Below are 21640 nucleotides of genomic sequence, written 5' to 3' on the forward strand. Positions count from 1 at the left end.
ATGGCCCTTGCCGACCACAAATTGATGGAGGAAGTTGGCTTTCGCATGTCGGAAGCCACCGCGGGCGATTTCTTCGCCCTCCTCAAGCCGCGCGTGATGTCGCTGGTCGTCTTCACGGCCTTTGTCGGCATGGTCGCGGCGCCGGTCGCCATCAATCCGCTGCTGGCGGTGATCGCGATCCTGGCGATTGCCATCGGCGCCGGCGCCTCGGGCGCTCTCAACATGTGGTACGACGCCGATATCGACGCGGTGATGACCAGGACAGCGAGCCGTCCGGTGCCGGCCGGGCGCGTCACGCCGGGTGAGGCGCTGAGCTTCGGCCTCGTGCTCTCCGCGCTGTCGGTGATGACGCTGGGCGTGCTCATCAACTGGCTGTCGGCGGCGCTTCTTGCCTTCACCATCTTCTTCTACGCCGTCATCTACACGATGTGGCTGAAGCGCTGGACGCCGCAGAACATCGTCATCGGCGGCGCCGCCGGCGCCATCCCGCCGGTGATCGGCTGGGCGGCGGTGACCGGATCGGTCAGCCTCGAAAGCCTGATTCTTTTCCTGATCATTTTCCTTTGGACTCCGCCGCATTTCTGGGCGCTGGCGCTGTTCAAGTCGGACGACTACGCCCGCGCCGGCATTCCGATGATGCCGAACGTCGCCGGACACGCCTCGACCCGCCGCCAGATCTTTGCCTACGCGCTGATCCTGGCGCCGGTCGGCGTCTTGCCATGGCTGCTCGGCTACACCACCGCCGCCTATGGCGCGGTCTCCGTTCTGCTCGGCCTGGGCTTCGTCTGGTATGCCTGGAAGGTGCTGGGCATGAGCGATGCCGACCGCGCGATGAAGCCGGCCAAGGCGCTGTTCGGCTTTTCGCTGCTCTATCTCTTCGCAATCTTTGCCGCCTATCTCGTCGACAGCGTGGTCGGGCGTGCCCTCGTCATGGGGGGAGCATGATCGTGGCCGACAAGAACCTCGAACTGGTCACCTTGACCGAACGCCAGCGGAAGGCGCGGCGCAGCCGCTCCGTTGCCATCGGCGTCGCGCTGGCCGCGCTCGTCATCATCTTCTACATCGCCACCATCGTGCGCTTCGGCCACCATGCCTCCGGCCTGATACCGACGAATTTGATGTGAGGCGGCGATGAGCGGCGAGACCGGACCCATCGGGAAGAACAGCAACCGCATCGTCGTGGCGGTCTGCCTTGCTTTCTTCACTGGCATGGTTGGCATGGCCTATGCGGCGGTCCCGCTCTACAAGATGTTCTGCCAGGTCACCGGCTATGGCGGCACGACGCAGCGCGCCGAGAAGCAATATGCCGGTCGCGTGCTCGACCGCGACATCACCATCCGCTTCGACGCCAACACCAATGGCATTCCGTGGCAGTTCGAGCCCGTCGCGCGCTCGGTGACGATCAAGATCGGCGAGACCACGCAGGCGCATTACAGCGCCACCAACAAGTTCGATCGCCCCATCACCGGGCGCGCCTCCTTCAATGTGCAGCCGGAAATGGCCGGCGCCTATTTCAACAAGGTGGAGTGCTTCTGCTTCACCGACACGACGCTCAAGCCCGGTGAGACGCTGGACATGCCGGTCGTGTTCTATGTCGATCCAGACATCGTCAACGTGCCGGAACTGAAGGACTTGAAGACCATCACCCTGTCCTACACCATGTTCCCGGTCGAAAAGAAGCAGCCAATCGCGTCGTCCGCGCCGGCCGCTCGCAGCAGCAACAAAGTTCCAGATTCCGAAGCTAGCCTCGGGGGTTGATATGGCAGACGCGCACGCAAAACCGAACCACGACTACCATCTCGTCAATCCCAGCCCTTGGCCTTTCCTGGGCTCGGTCGGCGCATTGGTCACGGCCGTCGGCGGCGTTTGCCTTATGCAGTATCTGAAGGCCGGCAGCTTCCCAATATTCGGCCACAACATCGCCAATCCGTGGCTGTTTTTCATCGGCCTGATCATCGTGCTCTACACGATGTTCGCCTGGTGGTCGGACACCATCAAGGAAGCGCATGAGGGCCACCACACGCGCGTCGTTTCGCTGCACCTGCGCTACGGCATGATCATGTTCATCGCCTCCGAGGTGATGTTCTTCGTCGCCTGGTTCTGGGCCTTCTTCGACGCCAGCCTATTCCCGGGCGAGGCCGCGCAATATGCCCGCACCACCTTCACGGGCGGCGTTTGGCCGCCAAAAGGTCTGGAGGTTCTCGATCCCTTCCACCTGCCGCTCTACAACACCATCATCCTGCTTTTGTCGGGCACGACGGTGACCTGGGCGCACCACTCGCTGCTGCACGGCGACCGCAAGGGCCTGATCAACGGCCTGATCCTGACCGTCGGCCTCGGCATGCTGTTCACCATGGTGCAGGCCTACGAGTACATGCACGCTCCGTTCGGCTTCAAGGACTCGATCTACGGCGCCACCTTCTTCATGGCGACCGGCTTCCACGGCTTCCACGTCATCATCGGCACCATCTTCCTGCTCGTCTGCCTGATCCGGGCGATGCGGGGCGATTTCACCCCGAAGCAGCATTTCGGCTTCGAGGCGGCCGCCTGGTACTGGCACTTCGTCGACGTGGTCTGGCTGTTCCTGTTCACCGCGATCTATGTCTGGGCCTCGAGCGGCGCGGTAATCGAAGCCCACTGAGACCGATGGATTGAGTTCACGAGGCGGCTGCGGCGACGTGGCCGCCTTATCTTTTTGACCGAACGGGTCTACGGTGCGGACATGAGCGAAGACAAGGCGATCTGGCCACCCGTCGACCCGATCTCGGCCGGGCTGCGCGGCCATTGCCCGCGCTGCGGCGAGGGCAAGCTGTTCTCCGGCTTCCTCACCGTCGGCAAGCGCTGCTACAATTGCGGCCTCGACTATTCCTTTGCCGATGCCGGCGACGGTCCGGCGGTCTTCGTCATCCTGATCATCGGCTTCATCGTCGTTGGCCTGGCGCTGTGGATGGAAGTGTCGCTGAGCCCGCCGCTCTGGCTGCATTTCATTTTGTGGATACCGCTGGCGCTGGTGCTGAGCCTGGCGGCGCTGCGCCTGATCAAGGGCGTGCTGATCACCCTGCAATATTCCAAGAAGGCCGCGGAAGGCAGGCTGGACAGCGGCCAATGAGCGATGCGACCTCCTCGACTGCCGGCGCTTCGCGGCCGCGCTCGGCGCTGCTGCTTGGGATCGGCCTTGTCCTGTTCGCCATTCTCCTCGGCCTCGGCACGTGGCAGGTCCAGCGCTTGCACTGGAAGGAAGGGCTGATCGATACCATCGACAAGCGCACCCATGCGGCACCTTTGCCACTGACCGATGTCGAGAAAGAATTCGCCGCCACACACGATGTCGACTACACGCCGGTGACGGTGACCGGCACTTTCCTGCACCAGGGCGAACGGCATTTCTTTGCCACTTGGGAAGGCGACACGGGCTTCAATGTCTACACGCCCCTGCGGCTCGACGACGGCCGCTTCGTACTCGTCAACCGCGGCTTCGTGCCTTACGATCTCAAGGATCCTGCCAAGCGGAAGCAGGGCGAGGTCGCCGGCACGGTGACGGTGACCGGGCTTGCCCGCAATCCGCTGCCCGAAAAACCCTCGATGATGCTGCCCGACAACGACGTCGCCAAGAACATCTTCTACTGGAAGGACCGCGACGTCATGGCCTCGAGCGCCGGTCTGCCAGCGGGAGCCGTGCTGGTGCCCTTCTTCATCGATGCCGACAAGACCCCTAACCCCGGCGGTCTGCCGGTCGGCGGCGTCACCATCATCGATCTGCCGAACAACCACCTGCAATATGCCGTCACCTGGTATGGCCTTGCCGCCGCCCTTGCCGCGGTGCTGATCCTCAGGCTTCGCCGCCCGGCGAAGGAGGAGTGAGCGCCGCTCTTGACAGGGCAGGGGTGCACGCCTCATTTCGCCTTCAGCTTTCCGACTGAACCGGCCCGTTTTGATGATTGAAAAAAAGCCACCGCTGACGATCAGGCTTTGCCAGCCGCGCGGCTTCTGCGCCGGCGTCGACCGCGCCATCCAGATCGTCGTGCTGGCGCTGAAGAAATACGGCGCGCCGGTCTATGTTCGCCATGAGATCGTGCACAACCGCTATGTCGTCGAGGGGCTGCAGAGCCTGGGCGCGGTGTTCATCGAGGAATTGTCCGAGATCCCGCCCGAGCATCGTCAGTCGCCGGTCGTCTTTTCCGCGCATGGGGTGCCGAAATCGGTGCCGGCCGACGCCGAGGCGCGCAACCTGTTCTACCTCGATGCCACCTGTCCGCTGGTGTCGAAGGTGCACAAGCAGGCGATGCGGCACCAGCGGCTCGGCCGCCATGTGCTCCTGATCGGCCATGCCGGCCATCCGGAAGTGATCGGCACGATGGGCCAGTTGCCGGAAGGAGCCGTGACCCTTATCGAGACCGAGGCGGATGCGGCAAGCTTCGTGTCGGCAGACCCGGCTGCGCTTGGCTTCGTCACCCAGACGACGCTGTCGGTCGAGGACACCGCCGGCATCATCCGGGCGCTGCAAGAGCGTTTCCCCGAGCTTCACGCCCCGGCCGCCGAATCGATCTGCTACGCCACCACCAACCGCCAGGAGGCGGTGAAGGAGACGGCCGCCGGCGCCGACCTTTTCCTCGTCGTCGGCGCGCCGAACTCGTCCAACTCGCGGCGTCTTGTCGAAGTGGCGGAGCGCGCGGGCGCCGCGATGTCGCTTCTCGTGCAGCGGGCGTCCGAAATTCCGTGGAATGAGATCGGCAGGATTTCGACGCTCGGCCTGTCAGCCGGCGCGTCGGCGCCGGAAATCATCGTCGACGAGATCATCGACGCGTTCCGGCAACGCTTCGACGTCACCATCGATCTGGCCATCACGGCCACGGAAACGGAGGATTTTCCGGTGATGCGGGTATTGCGCGATGTCGAACTGACGGCGGCCGACATGGCCTTCGTCAACGGAGCCGCGTAAGCCCAGATGGCCGTCTACACCGACGTCAACGAAAACGAGCTCAGCGCGTTTCTGAAAGCCTATCCGGTGGGCGAGCTCCTGTCCTACAAGGGCATCGCCGAAGGGACCGAGAACTCGAATTTTCTCGTCCATGCTTCCACCGGTTCCTACATATTGACGCTCTACGAGAAGCGCGTCGACAAGGCCGATCTGCCCTTTTTCCTCGGCCTGATGGGCCATCTCGCGCGAAAAGGCATTTCCTGCCCGCTTCCGGTCACCGCGCATGACGGAACCGTCATCGGCACGCTCGCCGGCCGGCCGGCCGTCATCATCACCTTTCTCGAGGGCCTGTCGCTGAGGCGCCCGACGGCAGCGCATTGCGGCGAGGTCGGCAAGGCGTTGGCCGCGCTCCATCTCGCCGGGCGGGATTTCCCGATGAAGCGGCCGAACGCGCTTGCCATCGACGGCTGGCGCAAGCTCTGGGCGGCGTCGCGCGATCGCGCCGACGAGGTCGAGCCGGGGCTCGCGGCCGAAGTCGACGCGGACTTCCTGGATTTTGGGCGCAACTGGCCGACCCGCCTGCCACAAGGCATCATCCACGCGGATCTCTTCCCGGACAATGTCTTCTTCCTTGGCGAGAAGCTGTCGGGGCTGATCGATTTCTATTTCGCCTGCGACGACCTCTATGCCTATGATGTCGCCACGTGCCTCAACGCTTGGTGCTTCGAGAAGGACTTTTCCTTCAACCTCACCAAAGGGGCCGCGCTGCTTGCCGGCTACCAGTCGGTGAGGCCGCTTGAGGGGGAGGAAAAAACGGCGCTGCCGATGCTGGCGCGCGGCTCGGCGCTTCGCTTCATGCTGACCAGGCTCTATGATTGGCTGACCATTCCCAACGGCGGGCTGGTGATGAAGCGCGATCCGACCGAATATATCCGCCGCATGCGCTTCCACCGGGCGATCAAGTCTCCATCCGAATACGGACTGACATGAACAAGCAAATCGAGATCTTCACCGACGGCGCCTGCTCGGGCAATCCCGGGCCGGGCGGTTGGGGCGCGGTGCTGCGCTATAACGGCGTCACCAAGGAGCTGTCGGGCGGCGAGGGCGAGACCACCAACAACCGCATGGAGCTGCTTGCCGCCATCAGCGCGCTCGATGCGCTGAAGGAGCCCTGCACGGTCGATCTCTATACGGACAGCAAATACGTCATGGACGGCATTTCCAAATGGATCCATGGCTGGAAGAAGAACGGCTGGAAGACCGGCGAGAGGAAGCCGGTCAAGAACGGTGAGCTCTGGCAGGCGCTCGACGAGGCCAACAGGCGCCACAAGGTTATCTGGCACTGGGTGAAGGGCCATGCCGGCCACCCGGAGAACGAGCGCGCCGACGAACTGGCAAGGCAAGGCATGGCGCCGTTCAAGCCGAAGCAGGCGCGGCCGGCACCGGTTGCGGCTGCGCCGCAGAAGGCTGGTGCTCCGACCCGTAAGCCGGCGGCCAGGCGTTCGACGCAGAGCTATTAACGCGCCTGACGTTCTCTACCGGATCGCCAGCGCCGTGGAGAACAGGCCGAGGGCGAAGACCGTGTGCGAGACGAGGTTGAGCGCGCGCACCAGCATCGGGTTGGGCGTCCTCGACGCTGCCCAGCCGGCGCCCATGCCGGGCGCCAGCAGGAACCAGCCGGCGCCGACGGTGACGATGCCGAGGATGAAGGCCGGCAGGAAGGTCGGCGCCGCCAGCCAGCCCGTTCCCGCCAGCACGATCAGGATCACGCCGTAGAGAATTCCGACGAGATAGTGGAACGCCCAGCCCAGCGCCTTTTCATGCGTGTAGAGGGCGGCCTGACTGATATCGTCATGGAAGACCTTCTCGGGCAGATGCCGAACCCAGCGGCCGACCATGCCCCAATTCGGCCGCGGCAGCCCGAACGCCTTGTTGAGGATAATCGCCCAGACGTCCATGAAGACCGTGGCGCCGATGCCGATCGCGATGGCGCGCCAGACGATGTCGAGCATCAGAGCTGCTCGAGGATCTTGGCCGCCCCACTCTCGTCGACACCCGGCTTGGCTTCGACATTGAGCGCCACGACCTTGCTGTCATCGACGATCATCGAAAAGCGCTTCGAGCGCAGCCCCATGCCGTTCGCGGAAAGGTCGTTGTCGAGTCCGACCGACTTGGCGAAGTCTCCGCTGCCGTCGGCGAGATAGAGGATCTTGCCTTCGCCACCGGTGAAGCGTGCCCAGGCGCCCATGACATGGACGTCGTTGACCGAGACGACCGCGATAGTGTCGACGCCGCGCGCCACGATGGCGTCGTGGTTCTCGAGATAGCCCGGCAGATGGTTGTTGCTGCAGGTCGGCGTGAAGGCGCCGGGAACGCCGAACAGCACCACCTTCTTGCCGGCGAAAATCTCGGCGCTGGTCATCGGCTTGGCGCCATCGGCGGTCATCACCTTGAAAGTCGCCTCGGGCAGTTTTTCGCCAACCGAAATGGTCATGGTTTCCTCGTTCGGGAGATTGGGAAGGATCTGTGCCTGCGATATCGAACCGGGGCGCATTCCGCAACCGTTCAGAGCAATGCCAGGAAAAGTGCCCAGCGGTTTTCCATTCGGAATTGCGGCTCCACGCCGAATTGGCTCAAGGGAAAGGCAGCATCCCGTCCACCGCACCTTCGGCGCTTGTCAGCGTGTAGTAGAGCCCGCCGTCCGTGGGCGTCGCCGACGGCCGGTCGAGGATCGGCACGGTGAAAACAAGCTTGCCGTCCTTCTCGCTGCGCACCGGCGCGCCGAACATATAGTCGCGCTCCCCCGCGATGAAAAAGTCGACGGAATCGGCATCGCCGGGCGAATGCGCCTCGACGATGAGGGTCTCGTGGTCGCCGGGCAGCACGCGGATGCCGAAATCAGGTCGCGCCGGGCCAGGGAGCGTTGCAAGCGCCGTCTTCACCAGCGCCGCGTCGGTGGCGTTGTCCGGATCGGAAGCAGGATCGAGGCTGAGCCTCGTCTGCACCGGAATGCAGATCGTCTCGCAAATGCCGAGAAAGACGTTGGCATCGATCGTCGCCGGCTGGTCGGGCGCCGACAGCGTGAAGGTCACCGGCAGCGATACGGGACGGTCGTAGCCGGCCCATTTGCCGTAACCGTCGTCGTGGCGCTGCGGCGGCGGAAACGACAGCTTTGCATCGGCGATGTTGGTGCTGGCCGAGATGTCGATCTGCGGCGGCACACCGGCGTCGCCGGGATCGCGCCAATAGGTTTTCCAGCCTGGCTTAAGCGCGATGTCGAGCACGCCGTGGATCTTGCCCGCCTCGTCCGGCTTGCCGCTGGTCACCAGCCGCACCTTGCCGCCTTCGCTGTTGTACCAGGCCGAGGATGATGCCTCGGCCGGCTGGCCCGCTGCCAGGCCGACGACGGCGCCGAGCGCCACAATTTTCAGGTATCGCATGACGGTGATTTGGATCGCCCGTTCTTGGCCGCGCAATGATTTCATGTTCCCGCCCGTATCATATTTGCGTGACATCGGGCAGCCTGACCATCTTTTCGGCGCCGCGGAAACGGGTTACCCTCAGATCCATGGACTTGTTGCGTCACAAAAAGAAGATGGCCGGACGCGGCTTTCTTGACGACCAGTTCCTGATTGCCATGCCCGGCATGAAGGACGACCGCTTCACGCGCTCCGTCATCTATATCTGCGCCCACAGCGACGAGGGCGCCATGGGCCTGATCATCAATCAGACGCAGCAGATGCTGTTCCCGGACCTTCTGGTGCAGCTTGGCATCGTGAACGAGCAGGAAGCCATCCGCTTGCCGGCGCATGCCCGCGATTTCGTCGTGCGCAATGGCGGGCCTGTCGACCGCAGCCGCGGCTTCGTGCTGCATTCCGGCGACTATCGCGTGGAATCCTCGCTCAACGTCTCCGACGACATCTGCCTGACCGCTACGGTCGACATCCTGCGCGCCATCTCGACGGGTCGCGGGCCGCGTCATGCGCTGATGGCGCTCGGCTATTCCGGCTGGGGCGCAGGCCAGCTCGAAAGCGAGATCGCCGAGAATGGCTGGCTGACCTGCCCGGCGACGCCTGAGCTGCTGTTCGACGCCGACATCGAGCGCAAATACGATCGCATCCTTGCCTCGATCGGCATCGATCTCGCCCATTTGAGCGCCGCCGCGGGGCACGCCTAAACACCTTTGCCGACCTGCGGGACTGGTCGAACCCGCCTTGGCTTCATCATCAGCTCTGAGGAATGGCGACGCTCTGAGCGATTAGGGTGATGACGAGTTGGAAGGTCACCGCAGTTCGTAAGCGCCGAAGCAAAGCCCTCTAAGCCTGCGTGAGCGGGTATTGCTCCCTCAGCGTCTTCAGCACCAGTTCGCCGGGCATCGGCGCGCCGAACATGAAGCTCTGGACATATTCGCAGCCCATCTGGCGCAGCTCCAGCGCGTCGCTCTCGTCGGAGATGCCTTCGGCGACGACCGACAGGCCAAGCTCATGGGCCATGTTGACCATGGACTTGAGCAGCACCGCACGTTTCGGCGTTGCGTCGTCGACGAAGCTCTTGTCGATCTTGATCGTGTCGAAGGGGAAGCGCGTCAGGTAGGAGAGCGATGAATAGCCGGTGCCGAAATCGTCGAGCGACAGTCCGATGCCGAGTTGCTTAAGCTTGGTCAGCACATGCGCGGTCTGCTCGGGATTGTCCATCACCAGCGATTCGGTGAGTTCGAGCCGGAAGCAGCGCGGCTTCAAGTTGGCCCGCGCAATGACGGAGCGCACGTCGCTGACCAGGTCGCGGCGGATGAGCTGCCGGCTGGAGAGGTTGACCGAAACCGACAGCGGCGCGTCGCCGATCTGCTTCTGCCAGGCCGCCAGATCCTCGGCCGCCTGCTGCATGGCGAACAGGCCGAGCTGCACGATCAGGCCGCAATTCTCAGCCACCGGGATGAAGTCTCCCGGCGGGATCATGCCGCGCCGCGGATGATCCCATCTGAGCAGCGCCTCGAAGCCGGCGACGCTGCCATCCTCCAGCCGCACGATCGGCTGGTAGGCAAGCGTGAATTCGCGCCGCTCGATGGCGCGGCGAAGGTCCGATTCGAACTGCAGCCGGTCGGTGCCGACGGTGCGGAAGGCCGGCCGGAACGGCTCGATCCTGTCTCCGCCGAAACGCTTGGCCTGATGCATGGCAAGCTCGGCGTCCTTGACCATGTCCTCCGACGAGGTTTGCGCCGTCGTCCAGGTGATCAGGCCGATCGAGGCGGTGAGCACGATCTCGCGCTTGGCAAAGGTGATCGGATTGTTGATCGCATGCTTGATGGCATCGGCCATGGCGGCGATGCGGGCCGGATCCTGTTCCGACAGCAGCATCAGCGCGAACTGGTCGCCGGCAAAGCGCGACAGCGAATCCTTGGGCTTCAAAAGCCGGTGCAGCCGGCGCGCGATGGTCAGCAGGATGGTGTCGCCGGCCGAAATGCCGAGCCCGTCATTGACCTGTTTGAAACGGTCGATGTCGATGACGAAGACGGTCGGGCGCACCTTGTCCTCGGTGCGGGCGATCGAGATGATCGCCTCCAGCCGGTTCATGAACAGCTCGCGGTTAGGCAGGCCGGTCAGGTTGTCGTGCACGGCGTCGTGCAGCAGCCTTTCCTCGGACTTCTTCTGCTCGGTCACGTCGACCATGGTGCCGACGCAGCGGATCACCTCGCCATCCGACCCGATCACGGGACGGGCGCGCAGCGAGAACCAATGATAATGCCCGTCGGCGCCGCGCAGGCGGAAATTCTGGGCCACGCGGCCGCGGCGGTGCTCCAGCACCACGTCCAGCGTGGTGCGGAAGGTGTCGCGGTCGTCGGCATGCAGCACCGGCAGCCAGTTGCGGGCCGCGCCCGAAAGGCTGTTGGGGGCAAGGCCGAGCTGCAGGCTGATGTCGGGCTTGGTCACCACGCGGTCGCGCAGTACGTCCCAGTCCCACACGATGTCGCCCGAGCCGGCGACTGCAAGCGCCTGGCGCTCGAGGTCGGAAAACAGGCCCTGGTGCAGCGCGCCGCCGGCAAAAGCGTGCTGCATCACGGTGAAGCCGATCAACAGGATGATCAGGATCAGGCCGCCGCCGAGCGCCGGCTGGGCGATGTCGTTGTCCAGCATGCCGGTGATCGCCATCCACGAGCCGCATAGCCAGAGCAGCACCATCACCCAGCTCGGCACCAGCATGATCGCGCGGTCATAGCCGCGAATTCCGAGGAAGATGATGAGGCCGAGGCCGGTGAGCGCCGTCGCGGCAAACGAGATGCGGGCGATGCCGGCGGCGACCGCGGGATCGACGATGGCCACGCCGGCAATCAGCAGCAGCCCGAGGATCCAGACCAGCGCGCCATAGCTGAAATGGCCGTGCCATCGGTTGAGGTTGAGATAGGCGAACAGGAACACCACGAAGGTACCCGCCAGCGCCACCTCGGTGCCGGCCCGCCACATCTGCTCGTTGCCGGGCGAGATTTCGATGACCTTGTTGAGGAAGCCGAAATCGACGCAGATATAGGCAAGCACCGCCCAGGCAAGGGCGGCGGTGGCCGGGAACATCGAGGTTCCCTTGACGACGAACAGGATGGTCAGGAACAGCGCCAAGAGGCCGGCGATGCCGATGACGATGCCGCGGAACAGCGTGTAGGAATTGACCGAGTCCTTGTAGGATTCCGGGTCCCACAGATAGACCTGCGGCAGCTTGGGCGAGGCGAGCTCGGCGATGAAGGTGACGACCGTTCCGGGGTTGAGCGTCACTCGGAACACATCGGCGTCGGGGCTGGTCTGGCGGTCGAGCGCGAAGCCTTCGCTGGGCGTGATCGCCGCGATGCGCGTCGAGCCGAGATCGGGCCAGAAGATACCGGAATTCACCAGGCGGAAATGCGGCGCGACGATCAGCCTGTCGAGCTGCTGGTCGGTGGTGTTGGCCAGCGCGAACACCGCCCAGTCGCCGGTCGAGCGCGCGTCATTGGCCTCGACCTCGATGCGCCGCACGATGCCGTCGGGGCCGGGCGCGGTCGAGACCTGGAAATTCTCGCCCTGGTTCCGGTAGATCTCGACTGCGCCCGAAAGGTCGAGCGCCTTGTCGTCGCGGGCAATCTTGATCGGCTCGACGGCCAATGCCGGCGCAACCGCTGAAAGCGTGACGAAGAGCGCCAGGATGAGGGCGAACAGCGACGCGATTCGCGAAAAAGTCGTCACATATCAGCCCTTCGTTCCATCACCCGGCGGATCGTCCGCGATCCGGGCGTAGAGGTAGTGATCCTGCCAGATGCCGTTGATCCGGAGATAGGATCTGAGAAGTCCTTCGCGCCGGAATCCGGCTTTTTCAAGCACGCGGATCGACCGTGCGTTGTCGGGAATACAGGCAGCCTCGATCCGGTGCAACCGCAGCGTATCGAAGGCAAAACGCGACACCACCTTGACCGCGTCGGTCATCAGTCCACGGCCGCCGAAGCGCTCGCCGATCCAGTAGCCGATGTGGCCGCTTTGCGCGACACCGTGGCGGATGTTGCCGAGCGTGATGCCGCCGGCGAGCTTGCCGCTCGACTTCTCGAAGATGAAGAAGGCAATGGCCGTGCCTTGCGCATAGTCCTCGCGGTAGCGGCCGATGCGCAGCCGCCAGGCGGTGCGGTCGAGCTCGTCAGGCTGCCAACGCGGCTCCCATGGCTCCAGAAAGGCGCGGCTTTCGCCGCGCAGCGTCGACCATTCGCGGTAGTCGTTGGTCAAAGGCACGCGCAACGTGACCTTTTCGCCCTTCAGTGCCGGCAGGTCGCGGCGAAAGAAAGGAAGCGCGAACACGACTTTGGAACGAAGGTTAGACGGCGAGCCTGCGAGCCGTCGTCTGCGGGCCCGCAAGCGATTCGAGGATCGCCTCGTAGGGCGCCAGCGTGCCCACGGGGCCGACCGCCGTCAGCGTCGGCTTGGTCGAGAACAGCCGCGAGGAGAGATCGGTCAGCCGCTCGACGGTCAGCGCCGCCAGCCGCTCCATCAACTCCTCCTTGGCGATCGGCCGCCCGAACAGCAGCAACTGCCTGGCGATCTGCGAGGCGCGGCTTGCCGGGCTTTCGGCCGACATGATGAGGCCGGCCCGATATTGCGCGCGTGCGCGGTCGAGCTCATCCTGCTGGATGCTTTCCCCGGCCTTCTGCAATTCGTCGATGATGACCGGCACCAGCTTGGCGATATCACTCTGTCCGGTCGCCGCATGCACACCGAAAATGCCGGTGTCGGAAAAGCCCCAGTGGAAGGCATAGACCGAATAGCACAGGCCGCGCTTCTCGCGCACTTCCTGGAACAGCCTCGACGACATGCCGCCGCCGAGGATCATCGACAGCACCTGCGAGGCGTAGAAGTCGCGCACATGGTAGGCGCGGCCCTCGAAGCCGAGCACGATCTGCGCATCCATCAGGTCGCGGTCCTCGCGGAAGTCGCCGCCGACATACTGCGCATATTGCGGGATGTTGCTGGTGGCCTTGGCGCGGAAGCCGCCAAGCTGTCTTTCCACCTCGCGCACGAAATTGTCGTGCTTGATGTCGCCGGCGGCCACGATCACCATGCGCTCGGCGCCATATTGCCGTTCGATGAAATCGTGCAGCTGCCTGGAGGTGAAGGATTTGACCGTCTCCGGCGTGCCGAGGATCGAGCGGCCGATGGTCTGGTGGCGGAAGGCGGTTTCGGTGAAACGGTCGAAGACGATGTCGTCCGGCGTGTCGTGCGCGGCGCCGATCTCCTGCAGGATCACATGCTGCTCGCGCTCCAGTTCCTCCGGATCGAACTCCGATTCCTGCAGGATGTCGGCCAGGATGTCGACCGCGAGCGGCACGTCGGCGGAAAGCACCCTGGCGTAGTAGGAGGTCGTCTCGACGCTGGTGGCGGCGTTGATCTCGCCTCCGACATTCTCGATTTCCGAGGCGATCTCGAAGGCGCTGCGCCGTTTCGTTCCCTTGAAAGCCATGTGCTCGAGCAGATGGGCCATGCCATGCTCTTCGTCGCGTTCATTGCGTGCGCCCGACTTGACCCAGGCGCCAAGGGCAACGGATTCGAGGCTTGGAAGGGTTTCGGTGGCGACCGTCAGGCCGTTCGACAGACGGCTTACCTCAACACCCATATGGCAACTACTCCCTAACGGGCCGCCCGCGTGTGGCGGCTCACGTATTCTTCCACCATTTTCAGCTCGGATGGAAGTATGGTGTACTTTTCGTCGGCTGTCATCAAGCCGGCGAGCCAGGCAGGCAGCGCTGGCGTAACGCCGCTGGCGGCCTCGACCGCAGCCGGGAATTTGGCCGGATGCGCGGTGCCGAGAACCACCATGGGCACGGCGCCCGACATATGGCCGGCCGCTACGTGCATAGCGGCGGCCGTGTGCGGATCGAGCAGATAGCTGCTCGCTTCAAGCGTCTGGCGGATGGTTGCCGCGACCTCGTCGACGCTGGCGCGGCCGGCGTCGAACTCCGCACGGATCCTCGCCATTTCGCCCGCTTCGACGGTAAAGGCGCCGGACTGCTTCAGCCCGTTCATATAGCGCCTGACCGTCGCGGCATCCCGGCCCGCCGCCTCGAACAGCAGGCGCTCGAAGTTCGAGGACACCTGGATGTCCATCGACGGCGAGGTGGTGGCGAACACGCCCTTGGTGCGGTATTCGCCGCTTGCAAGCGTGCGCGCCAATATGTCGTTGTCGTTGGTGGCGATGATCAGCCGCTCGACCAGCAGTCCCATTCGCTTGGCGGCATAACCGGCGAAAATATCGCCGAAATTGCCGGTCGGCACGGTGAATGACACCGGCCGGTCGGGCGCGCCGAGCGCCAGCGCCGAAGAGAAGTAATAGACGATCTGGGCCATGATGCGGGCCCAGTTGATCGAGTTGACGCCCGACAGCGACACCCTGTCGCGGAAGCCGTGGTCGTTGAACATGTCCTTCACCAGGCCCTGGCAATCGTCGAAATTGCCTTCGATCGACAGCGCATGGACGTTCGCCGCGCTCGACGTCGTCATCTGCCGCTGCTGCACCGGCGAGACCTTGCCGTTGGGGAAAAGGATGAAGATATCGGTGCGGTCGCGGCCGGCAAAGGCGTCTATTGCCGCGCCCCCGGTGTCGCCGGAGGTGGCGCCGACGATGGTCGCGCGGTTGCCCCGTTCGACCAGCACATGGTCCATCAGCCGCGCGAGCAGCTGCATCGCCACGTCCTTGAAAGCCAGCGTCGGGCCGTGGAAGAGCTCGAGGATGAAGGTGTTTTTGCCCGTCTGCACCAGCGGGCAGACCGCATCGTGCCGGAAAGTCGCGTAGGCTTCACGCACCAGCCGTTCGAAGACGGGTGCGGCGATCTCGCCGCCGAGGAAGGGTGTCAAGACGCGGATGGCAAGGTCGGGATAGGCGAGGCCGCGCATCGCGCGAATATCGGCGGACGAGAATTGCGGCCATTCGCGCGGCAGGTAAAGCCCGCCGTCGCGCGCCAGTCCGGCCAGCACCGCGTCCGAAAATCCAAGCACGGGCGCATCCCCGCGGGTACTCACATATTGCATCGTCAAGAACCCATTGCTGCCGGCCGCGTCATCCACGGCAAATTGGTTAATTTTCCGAGCCGGCTCAGTCGCATTTTCGCCGCGGCGTTGATATACGTCACCGGCTTTGTGAGAGGGAAGTGCAGTTCATGAGGTTTTATTCGGTCAACCGCCGTGTTGTCGCGGGTCTGGCGCTCACCGGCTTTATGCTTGCCGCCGCAGGCTGCCAATCGAGCGACAATGGCATTTTGAACTTCGGCTTCAGCAAGAAGGACCCGACCGCGCCGCCACCGCCGCAGGACCCCAAGGTGCTTGCCAGCCAGTTGCGCGCCTACTGCCCGAAAGTGACGCTGCGCGACGGCACCGCCTTCTTCAATACCTATGCCAAGGGCGCCGCCGCCAAGACGAAGAAAAAGAAAGTCGATGCTGCGGCGGACGCTGAAGCCGAGGCAGCCGCAGCCGCACAGACCGGACCGAACGGTCAACCCGTCGACCCCAATCGCGATCCCGCCAAGATCATTTACCAGGCCTCGATCACCGATGTGACGCGCGACTGCACTCACGAAAACGGCCAGCTGACGATGAAGATCGCGGTGGCCGGTAAGGTCGTGCCGGGACCGCTGTTCACGCCCGGTACCGTGACGATGCCGATCCGCATCGCGGTCCAACATGGGCCTGACGTGCTCTATTCGCAGCTTCATCAGTATCAAGTGCAGGTCACCGATCCGTCTGCCGCGACGCAATTCGTCTTCACCGACACCAACGTCGTAGTGCCGGAGCCGACCGCCCGCGACTACCAAGCCTATGCCGGCTATGACGAGAACGCGCCGGCAGCGACGGACAAGTCCAAAGCCAAGAGGAAGAAGCGCGTCGCCGCGGCGGCGACAAACTGATCTGGTTCGCCGCCAATCGCGCTTGCGCGGTTAGGCGTCCTCCGACCACTCCGACAATGCCGCAATCGTGCTGCCGAGTTCCGCCAAACGGCGGATGACGGTTTCGGCGCCCGCTTCGGTCAGCGCGTCGGCATGGCCGGGATAGCTGTGCCCGGCGCCGGTGAAGCCGATGACGCGCATGCCCGCCGTCCTGGCGCCGGTGACGCCGTGCACCGAATCCTCGATGACGAAAGTGTTCTTCGGGTTGGCGCCGAGCTGTTCGGCGGCATAGAGGAACACGTCCGGCGCCGGCTTGGTCTTCTTGCTGGGGATGTCGAGCCCCGAAAAGATGCGGCCGGCGAAGAAGGGCAGCAGGCGCACCTTTTCAAGCATGAACTCGATCCGCTCGGTGCGCGAATTGGAGCAGACGGCGCGCGGCGTGGTCACCGCCGCCACCGCCTCGCGTGCGCCGTCGATGATGCGCACGTCGCTGCGCAGCTTGCGATCGACGAGTTCCTCGGCGCGGTCGATGAGCGAGGCCTGGAAGGGAAGGTGAGATTTTTCCTCGACCCGCATTAGGATGTCCTTGAAGGTCAGCCCGGCATAGGTCTCGGCAAGCTCCTCCGCCGAAATTTCGTATCCGGCCGATGTCAGAAGCTCGGCCTCGACGCGCGCGGCGATGATTTCGGAATCGACGAGCACGCCGTCGCAATCAAAGATGACAAGGTCTGGCTGGGGCATGGCAATCCGAAGTTGGGAGGAAAATGGCCTGACTGGCCCAAGCGGCGCGGCATACACCAATGGGCCGATGTTCGCAAATCAGTGGCGCAGGCTCTCGCCCGACCTTCACCGAATGTTTACGCTGATCGGTAACCATAACGGCCAGTAAACCGTAACGCGTGCTTTGGGTGTTTTGATGTCTGCCGTGCGTCTTCTCGACGAGCTTTCCCACGCTCCCCAGCAGTCCGAATGGCTGGACACGATCCTCAAAGGCGACTGCGTCGCCGTCCTCGACAGGCTGCCCGAAAAGTCGATCGACGTCATCTTCGCCGATCCGCCTTACAACCTGCAACTCGACGGCGACCTGCATCGGCCCGACCAGTCCAAGGTCGACGCCGTCGACAACGACTGGGACCGGTTCGAGAGCTTCGAGGCCTATGACGCCTTCACCCGCGCCTGGCTGCTTGCCTCGCGACGCGTGCTGAAGCCCAATGGCACGATCTGGGTGATTGGCTCCTACCACAACATCTTCCGCGTCGGTGCCAGGATGCAGGATCTCGGCTTCTGGATCCTGAACGACGTCGTCTGGCGCAAGACCAACCCGATGCCGAATTTCCGCGGCCGCCGCTTCCAGAACGCGCATGAGACGATGATCTGGGCCTCGCGCGACCAGAAGTCCAAGGGCTACACCTTCAACTACGAAGCGCTCAAGGCCTCGAATGACGATTTGCAGATGCGCTCTGACTGGCTGTTCCCGATCTGCACCGGCGCCGAGCGCCTGAAGGACGAGAACGGCAACAAGCTGCATCCCACGCAGAAGCCGGAAGCGTTGCTGGCCCGCATCATGATGGCCTCGACCAAGCCGGGCGATGTCGTGCTCGATCCCTTCTTCGGCTCGGGCACCACGGGTGCGGTCGCCAAGCGCCTCGGCCGTCACTTCGTCGGCATCGAGCGCGAGCAATCCTACATCGATGCCGCCAATGAGCGCATCGCCGCCGTGCGCCCGCTGGATGAGGCCGACCTCACCGTGCTGTCCGGCAAGCGCGCCGAGCCGCGCGTCGCCTTCATAAGCCTGATCGACACCGGCCTGGTGGCGCCGGGCGCCACACTTTACGACGCCAAGAAGCGCTGGGCTGCAAAAGTGCGCGCCGACGGCACGCTGGCCATCGGCGACAGCGCCGGCTCGATCCACAAGATCGGCGCCGAGGTGCAGGGTTTGGACGCCTGCAACGGCTGGACCTTCTGGCACTATGAGCGCAGCGGCGGCCTCACCCCGATCGACGAATTGCGCCGCATCGCCCGCCTCGGAATGGAGCGGGCAGGCGGCTGATCCGCTTGAATCGAAAGCTCAACCGATTGCTGCAAGTGATTCAGTTCAGGCCGCAATCCCGAGCCGTTCAAGATCCGCTTGAAGCGCCTTGGCCTCGGTGAACAGCACCGCCTGCCAGCCGGCGGTCTTGGCGCCGTCGACATTCTTCTGGCTGTCGTCGATGAAGAGTGTGGCGGCCGGCTCCAGGTCGAAGGATGCGACGTGACGGTCGTAGATGGCCTGATCCGGCTTGATCAGGCCGATCTCGCCCGAGACGGTGACGCCGCGCGGCCGATTGAGAAAGTCGAAGCGCCGGCGGGCTTCGGCGAACGTGTCGGCGGCGAAATTGGTCAGCATGGTCACATCGCGGCCCCTGTCGATCAGGCCGACCATGATGGCGACGCTGTCGTCATAGGCATGCGGCACCATCTCGTGCCAGCAGCGGCGGAAGTTGCGGATGTTCTCGGCGTGATCGGGGTGTTCGGCGATCAGCAGCGCCTCGGCGTCTTGCCAGGTGCGGCCCCGATCCTGCTCGATGTTCCAGGCGCTGGTGCAGACATTGTCGAAGAACCATTTCCGCTCCTCGGCATCCGGGATCAGCCGGCTGAACGGAAGGTCCGGATCGTAGTGGATCAGCACCTTGCCGATATCGAACACGATGTGGCGGATGTCAGTCATTGCGGTCCTTTCAACGCGGGCGCAGCGGGGCTTGCTTTTTGGTTGCGCCCGGTATCGCTGCCTCGATTACCTTTTTCATGACGGTGGGCAGCGCTTCCCCGGGAATTTCGTGGGCTAGCGACCAGAAATGCCCGTTGGGCGCATCACCCCTGATGTGGGCATGGAAGACGTCGAGTTCGAGCGCGAAATGGGTGAAGACATGGCCGATCCGCCCGGCGCGCCGCCAGTCGGCCGAAATGGGCGCTGCGTCCGCCGTCGTAGCGCCGTCGGCCCGCGCCGTCCACGCCGTGGTCGGCACCTCGGTCATGCCGCCGAGCAGCCCCTTGTCGGGCCGTTTGCGCAGCAGGATGGCGCCGTCATCGCGTTGAGCGACAAAGGCAGCACCGCGCCTGAGCGGCTTGTCGCCCTTGGGCAGGCGGACTGGAAAACGCTCCGGATCGCCTGACAGGATCGCGCTGCAATCCTCGCGCAGCGGGCACAGCATGCAGCGCGGCCGCCGCGGCGTGCAGATCGTGGCGCCGAGATCCATCATCGCCTGGGCGAAATCGCCGGGCCTCGCCCGTGGCACGAGCTTCTCGACCAGCGCTCGGATTTCCGGCTTGGCCTCGCTGAGCGGCGTCTCCACCGAATAGAGCCGCGAGATGACACGCTCGACATTGCCGTCGACGACTGCGGCAGGCCGGTCGAAGGCGATCGCCGCGATGGCGGCCGCCGTGTAGGCGCCGATGCCCGGCAATTCCTTCAATCCGGCCTCGGTGTCGGGAAAGCGGCCCCCCCGCTGCGCCACGAGATCGGCGCAGGCTTTGAGATTGCGTGCCCTCGAGTAATAGCCGAGCCCGGCCCAGGCCTTCATGACGTCCTCGGCCGGCTCTGCCGCCAGCGCCTCGACGGTCGGCCATTTCTCGACAAACGTCCGGAAATAGGCTTTCACCGCCTCGACCGTGGTCTGCTGCAGCATGACCTCGGAGAGCCAGACGCGATAAGGGTCGGGTTTTGTCCCACGCGAGAACGCACTCGGCGTCACGCGCCAGGGCAGGTCGCGGTGATGCGCGTCGTACCAGGCAAGCAGGCGGACGGCGATGCTGCTATCTCCGGATACGCACTTCTCGGCTGCGGCCTTGCGGGTCTGGTCTTGCGGTGCCATTGATCGGGTGAGTTAGGATCGGAGAACGCACATGGCAGGGAAAAGGCCCTTCGGCAATCCCGTTCCGGTGAGCGATCTCGCTACCGAGATCCTCGATCCTGTCCTGAAGAAGCGCGCCGGCATCTCGATCGGACTGGTGCAGTCCTGGGAAGAGATCGCCGGGCCGCGCCTGGCCAGCCACTCGCGCCCGGAAAAGATCCAGTGGCCGCGCCGCCTGCATGAGGACGATCCGTTCGAGCCGGCGGTGCTGATCATTGCCTGCGAAGGCATGGCGGCGCTGCATCTTCAGCATGAGGCGGGCGAGGTCATCAACCGCGTCAACGCCTTCCTGGGTTTCAACGCCATAGGCCGCATCAAGATCCTGCAGAAGCCGGTCCTTTCGGCGAAAGCGCGGCCGAAACCGCAACCGCGGCCTCTCAGCGAGGCCGAGAAATCGAAGCTGGCGCGAACGGTCGGCAAGATCGAGGATGATGGCTTGCGCGCTTCGCTCGAGCGGCTCGGCGCGACCATCCTCGGACAAAAAAAGCCCTGAGCATGTCTCCCGAAAGTTCCGGCGGTTTCGGGAAAAGTCGTGGAGCGCGCTGCAAAATTGTCGTCAATATCGCATATTCGTGATCGCGCCCGAAAAATTTGGCGATTGGATTGGGGATGCCGATGCCTTAATTCGCGCCAACTCTCGCCTTTTCTAGCCCTTGCATTGCAAAATCCAACCGATATCAGGTGATTCGCATGAACCGCTCTTTGTCTCGCAGAAACCTTCTGACCACGCTGGCCGCCGTTCCGGCAGTGGCGCTGCTTGCCGCGTGCAGCGACTCGGGTGAAGAGGCAAAGGCGGCCGATGTGAAGCCCGCCAATCCGTCGACGCCAGCCAAGCCTGCCACGCCCGCGGCCGCTCAGGTGCCGGAAGCGCAGGGCACCGTCGACATGGCGGAACTGCTCAAGCCCGGCGCTTTGCCCGACAAGCAGCTCGGCAAGGACGACGCCAAGGTCACCATCGTCGAATATGCCTCGATGACCTGCCCGCATTGCGCGCATTTCAACGACACAACCTTCCCTGAGCTGAAGTCGAAATACATCGACACGGGCAAGGTGCGCTATATCCTGCGCGAATTCCCCTTCGACCCGAGCGCCGAGGCCGGCTTCATGCTGGCGCGCTGCGCCAAGGACAACTATTTCGCCATGGTGGACGTGTTGTTCAAGCAGCAGCCGAGCTGGGTTGGCGTCAGCAACACCAAGGAAGCGCTGCTGCAGATTTCCAAGCTCGCCGGTTTTACACAGGAGTCATTTGAGGCCTGCTTGACGGACCAGAAGCTTCTGGACGATGTGAGAGCAGTCCAGAAACGCGGAGCGGACGAGTTCAAGGTCGACTCGACGCCGACCTTCTTCATCAACGGAAAGACCTACAAAGGGGCGATGTCGATTGAGGAAATGTCGGCCATCATCGACCCTCTGCTCTGACGTCCAGGCCGCGCCGAAGCTGCTTGGCTTCGGCAT

Annotated in this window: 24 protein-coding genes; 14 read left to right on the plus strand and 10 right to left on the minus strand. The window is 64.0% G+C overall.

Features of this window, described 5'->3' with window-relative positions; genetic code table 11:
- The 9 genes from CK218_RS05540 (at nt 1) to rnhA (ending at nt 6438) form a co-directional block, all read left to right on the plus strand.
- On the plus strand, nt 1-945 hold the full coding sequence (locus CK218_RS05540) for a heme o synthase (protein ID WP_095781706.1): 945 nt from the start codon (nt 1-3) through the stop codon (nt 943-945).
- Nucleotides 942-1124 (plus strand): hypothetical protein, encoded by a 183-nt coding sequence (locus CK218_RS05545; protein ID WP_066998013.1) that lies wholly within the window; start codon nt 942-944, stop codon nt 1122-1124. Before CK218_RS05540 ends, CK218_RS05545 begins: the two co-directional genes overlap by 4 nt.
- Nucleotides 1125-1131: 7 nt before the next feature.
- On the plus strand, nt 1132-1758 hold the full coding sequence (locus CK218_RS05550) for a cytochrome c oxidase assembly protein (protein WP_066998010.1): 627 nt from the start codon (nt 1132-1134) through the stop codon (nt 1756-1758).
- Between the two features lies 1 nt (nt 1759).
- Nucleotides 1760-2641, plus strand: coding sequence for a cytochrome c oxidase subunit 3 (locus tag CK218_RS05555; RefSeq protein ID WP_095827104.1), 882 nt, complete (start codon nt 1760-1762; stop codon nt 2639-2641).
- An 81-nt stretch (nt 2642-2722) separates the two neighbouring features.
- Nucleotides 2723-3109 carry a DUF983 domain-containing protein gene (locus CK218_RS05560; RefSeq protein ID WP_066998004.1) on the plus strand — a complete coding sequence of 129 codons (387 nt, stop codon included), beginning with the start codon at nt 2723-2725 and terminating at the stop codon, nt 3107-3109.
- Complete coding sequence (locus CK218_RS05565) at nt 3106-3861, plus strand: SURF1 family protein (protein ID WP_164748251.1); 756 nt, start codon at nt 3106-3108, stop codon at nt 3859-3861. The genes CK218_RS05560 and CK218_RS05565 overlap by 4 nt, the downstream gene beginning before the upstream one ends.
- A 73-nt stretch (nt 3862-3934) precedes the next feature.
- Nucleotides 3935-4939, plus strand: a complete 1005-nt coding sequence (ispH, locus tag CK218_RS05570; RefSeq protein WP_095827105.1) for a 4-hydroxy-3-methylbut-2-enyl diphosphate reductase — start codon at nt 3935-3937, stop codon at nt 4937-4939.
- A gap of 6 nt (nt 4940-4945) precedes the next feature.
- Complete coding sequence (locus tag CK218_RS05575; protein ID WP_095827106.1) at nt 4946-5908, plus strand: homoserine kinase; 963 nt, start codon at nt 4946-4948, stop codon at nt 5906-5908.
- Entirely contained in the window at nt 5905-6438 is a 534-nt protein-coding gene (rnhA, locus tag CK218_RS05580; protein WP_095827107.1) for a ribonuclease HI, read from the plus strand. The genes CK218_RS05575 and rnhA overlap by 4 nt, the downstream gene beginning before the upstream one ends.
- A gap of 15 nt (nt 6439-6453) precedes the next feature.
- On the opposite strand, the gene CK218_RS05585 is transcribed toward rnhA, so the two are convergent.
- The 3 genes from CK218_RS05585 to CK218_RS05595 form a co-directional block, all read right to left on the minus strand.
- Nucleotides 6454-6930: a DUF2938 domain-containing protein gene (locus CK218_RS05585; RefSeq protein ID WP_095777979.1), complete on the minus strand. Its 477-nt coding sequence runs from the start codon at nt 6928-6930 to the stop codon at nt 6454-6456.
- On the minus strand, nt 6930-7412 hold the full coding sequence (locus tag CK218_RS05590) for a peroxiredoxin (RefSeq protein WP_066998201.1): 483 nt from the start codon (nt 7410-7412) through the stop codon (nt 6930-6932). The genes CK218_RS05585 and CK218_RS05590 overlap by 1 nt, the downstream gene beginning before the upstream one ends.
- 139 nt (nt 7413-7551) lie before the next feature.
- Complete coding sequence (locus CK218_RS05595) at nt 7552-8358, minus strand: protein-disulfide reductase DsbD domain-containing protein (protein ID WP_066997988.1); 807 nt, start codon at nt 8356-8358, stop codon at nt 7552-7554.
- A gap of 128 nt (nt 8359-8486) precedes the next feature.
- Between CK218_RS05595 and CK218_RS05600 the strand changes: the two genes are divergently transcribed.
- Nucleotides 8487-9095, plus strand: coding sequence for a YqgE/AlgH family protein (locus tag CK218_RS05600; RefSeq protein WP_095781700.1), 609 nt, complete (start codon nt 8487-8489; stop codon nt 9093-9095).
- A gap of 139 nt (nt 9096-9234) precedes the next feature.
- Here the strand turns inward: CK218_RS05600 and CK218_RS05605 are convergent, their stop codons facing one another.
- The 4 genes from CK218_RS05605 to thrC are packed head-to-tail and all read right to left on the minus strand — an operon-like array spanning nt 9235 to nt 15444.
- The gene (locus CK218_RS05605) at nt 9235-12123 is read right to left on the minus strand and encodes an EAL domain-containing protein (protein WP_067327864.1); all 2889 of its coding nucleotides are present in this window, start codon (nt 12121-12123) and stop codon (nt 9235-9237) included.
- 3 nt (nt 12124-12126) lie between these two features.
- Entirely contained in the window at nt 12127-12723 is a 597-nt protein-coding gene (locus CK218_RS05610) for a GNAT family protein (protein WP_066997979.1), read from the minus strand.
- Between the two features lie 16 nt (nt 12724-12739).
- Nucleotides 12740-14032, minus strand: a complete 1293-nt coding sequence (locus CK218_RS05615; protein WP_066997977.1) for a pitrilysin family protein — start codon at nt 14030-14032, stop codon at nt 12740-12742.
- A 14-nt stretch (nt 14033-14046) separates the two neighbouring features.
- Nucleotides 14047-15444 carry a threonine synthase gene (gene thrC, locus CK218_RS05620; RefSeq protein ID WP_095827227.1) on the minus strand — a complete coding sequence of 466 codons (1398 nt, stop codon included), beginning with the start codon at nt 15442-15444 and terminating at the stop codon, nt 14047-14049.
- Nucleotides 15445-15572: 128 nt separating this feature from the next.
- On the opposite strand from thrC, the gene CK218_RS05625 reads away from it, so the two are divergent.
- On the plus strand, nt 15573-16316 hold the full coding sequence (locus CK218_RS05625; RefSeq protein WP_066997974.1) for a hypothetical protein: 744 nt from the start codon (nt 15573-15575) through the stop codon (nt 16314-16316).
- Between the two features lie 30 nt (nt 16317-16346).
- Here CK218_RS05625 and CK218_RS05630 read toward each other — a convergent pair whose 3' ends face one another.
- Nucleotides 16347-17036 carry an HAD family phosphatase gene (locus CK218_RS05630; RefSeq protein ID WP_095827108.1) on the minus strand — a complete coding sequence of 230 codons (690 nt, stop codon included), beginning with the start codon at nt 17034-17036 and terminating at the stop codon, nt 16347-16349.
- 175 nt (nt 17037-17211) lie between these two features.
- Between CK218_RS05630 and CK218_RS05635 the strand changes: the two genes are divergently transcribed.
- Complete coding sequence (locus tag CK218_RS05635) at nt 17212-18345, plus strand: site-specific DNA-methyltransferase (RefSeq protein WP_095827109.1); 1134 nt, start codon at nt 17212-17214, stop codon at nt 18343-18345.
- A 45-nt stretch (nt 18346-18390) separates the two neighbouring features.
- On the opposite strand, the gene CK218_RS05640 is transcribed toward CK218_RS05635, so the two are convergent.
- Nucleotides 18391-19002, minus strand: a complete 612-nt coding sequence (locus tag CK218_RS05640) for an HAD-IA family hydrolase (RefSeq protein WP_095781696.1) — start codon at nt 19000-19002, stop codon at nt 18391-18393.
- A 10-nt stretch (nt 19003-19012) separates the two neighbouring features.
- Nucleotides 19013-20146: an A/G-specific adenine glycosylase gene (gene mutY / locus CK218_RS05645; RefSeq protein ID WP_095781695.1), complete on the minus strand. Its 1134-nt coding sequence runs from the start codon at nt 20144-20146 to the stop codon at nt 19013-19015.
- Between the two features lie 31 nt (nt 20147-20177).
- On the opposite strand from mutY, the gene CK218_RS05650 reads away from it, so the two are divergent.
- Together CK218_RS05650 and CK218_RS05655 are read left to right on the plus strand one after the other, a co-directional pair.
- Entirely contained in the window at nt 20178-20678 is a 501-nt protein-coding gene (locus CK218_RS05650) for a DUF721 domain-containing protein (protein ID WP_067327870.1), read from the plus strand.
- 197 nt (nt 20679-20875) lie between these two features.
- Complete coding sequence (locus tag CK218_RS05655; protein ID WP_067327871.1) at nt 20876-21604, plus strand: DsbA family protein; 729 nt, start codon at nt 20876-20878, stop codon at nt 21602-21604.
- The last annotated feature ends 36 nt before the right edge of the window (nt 21605-21640 follow it).

This window comes from Mesorhizobium sp. WSM3879, from assembly GCF_002294915.1.
Taxonomy (GTDB): Bacteria; Pseudomonadota; Alphaproteobacteria; order Rhizobiales; family Rhizobiaceae; genus Mesorhizobium.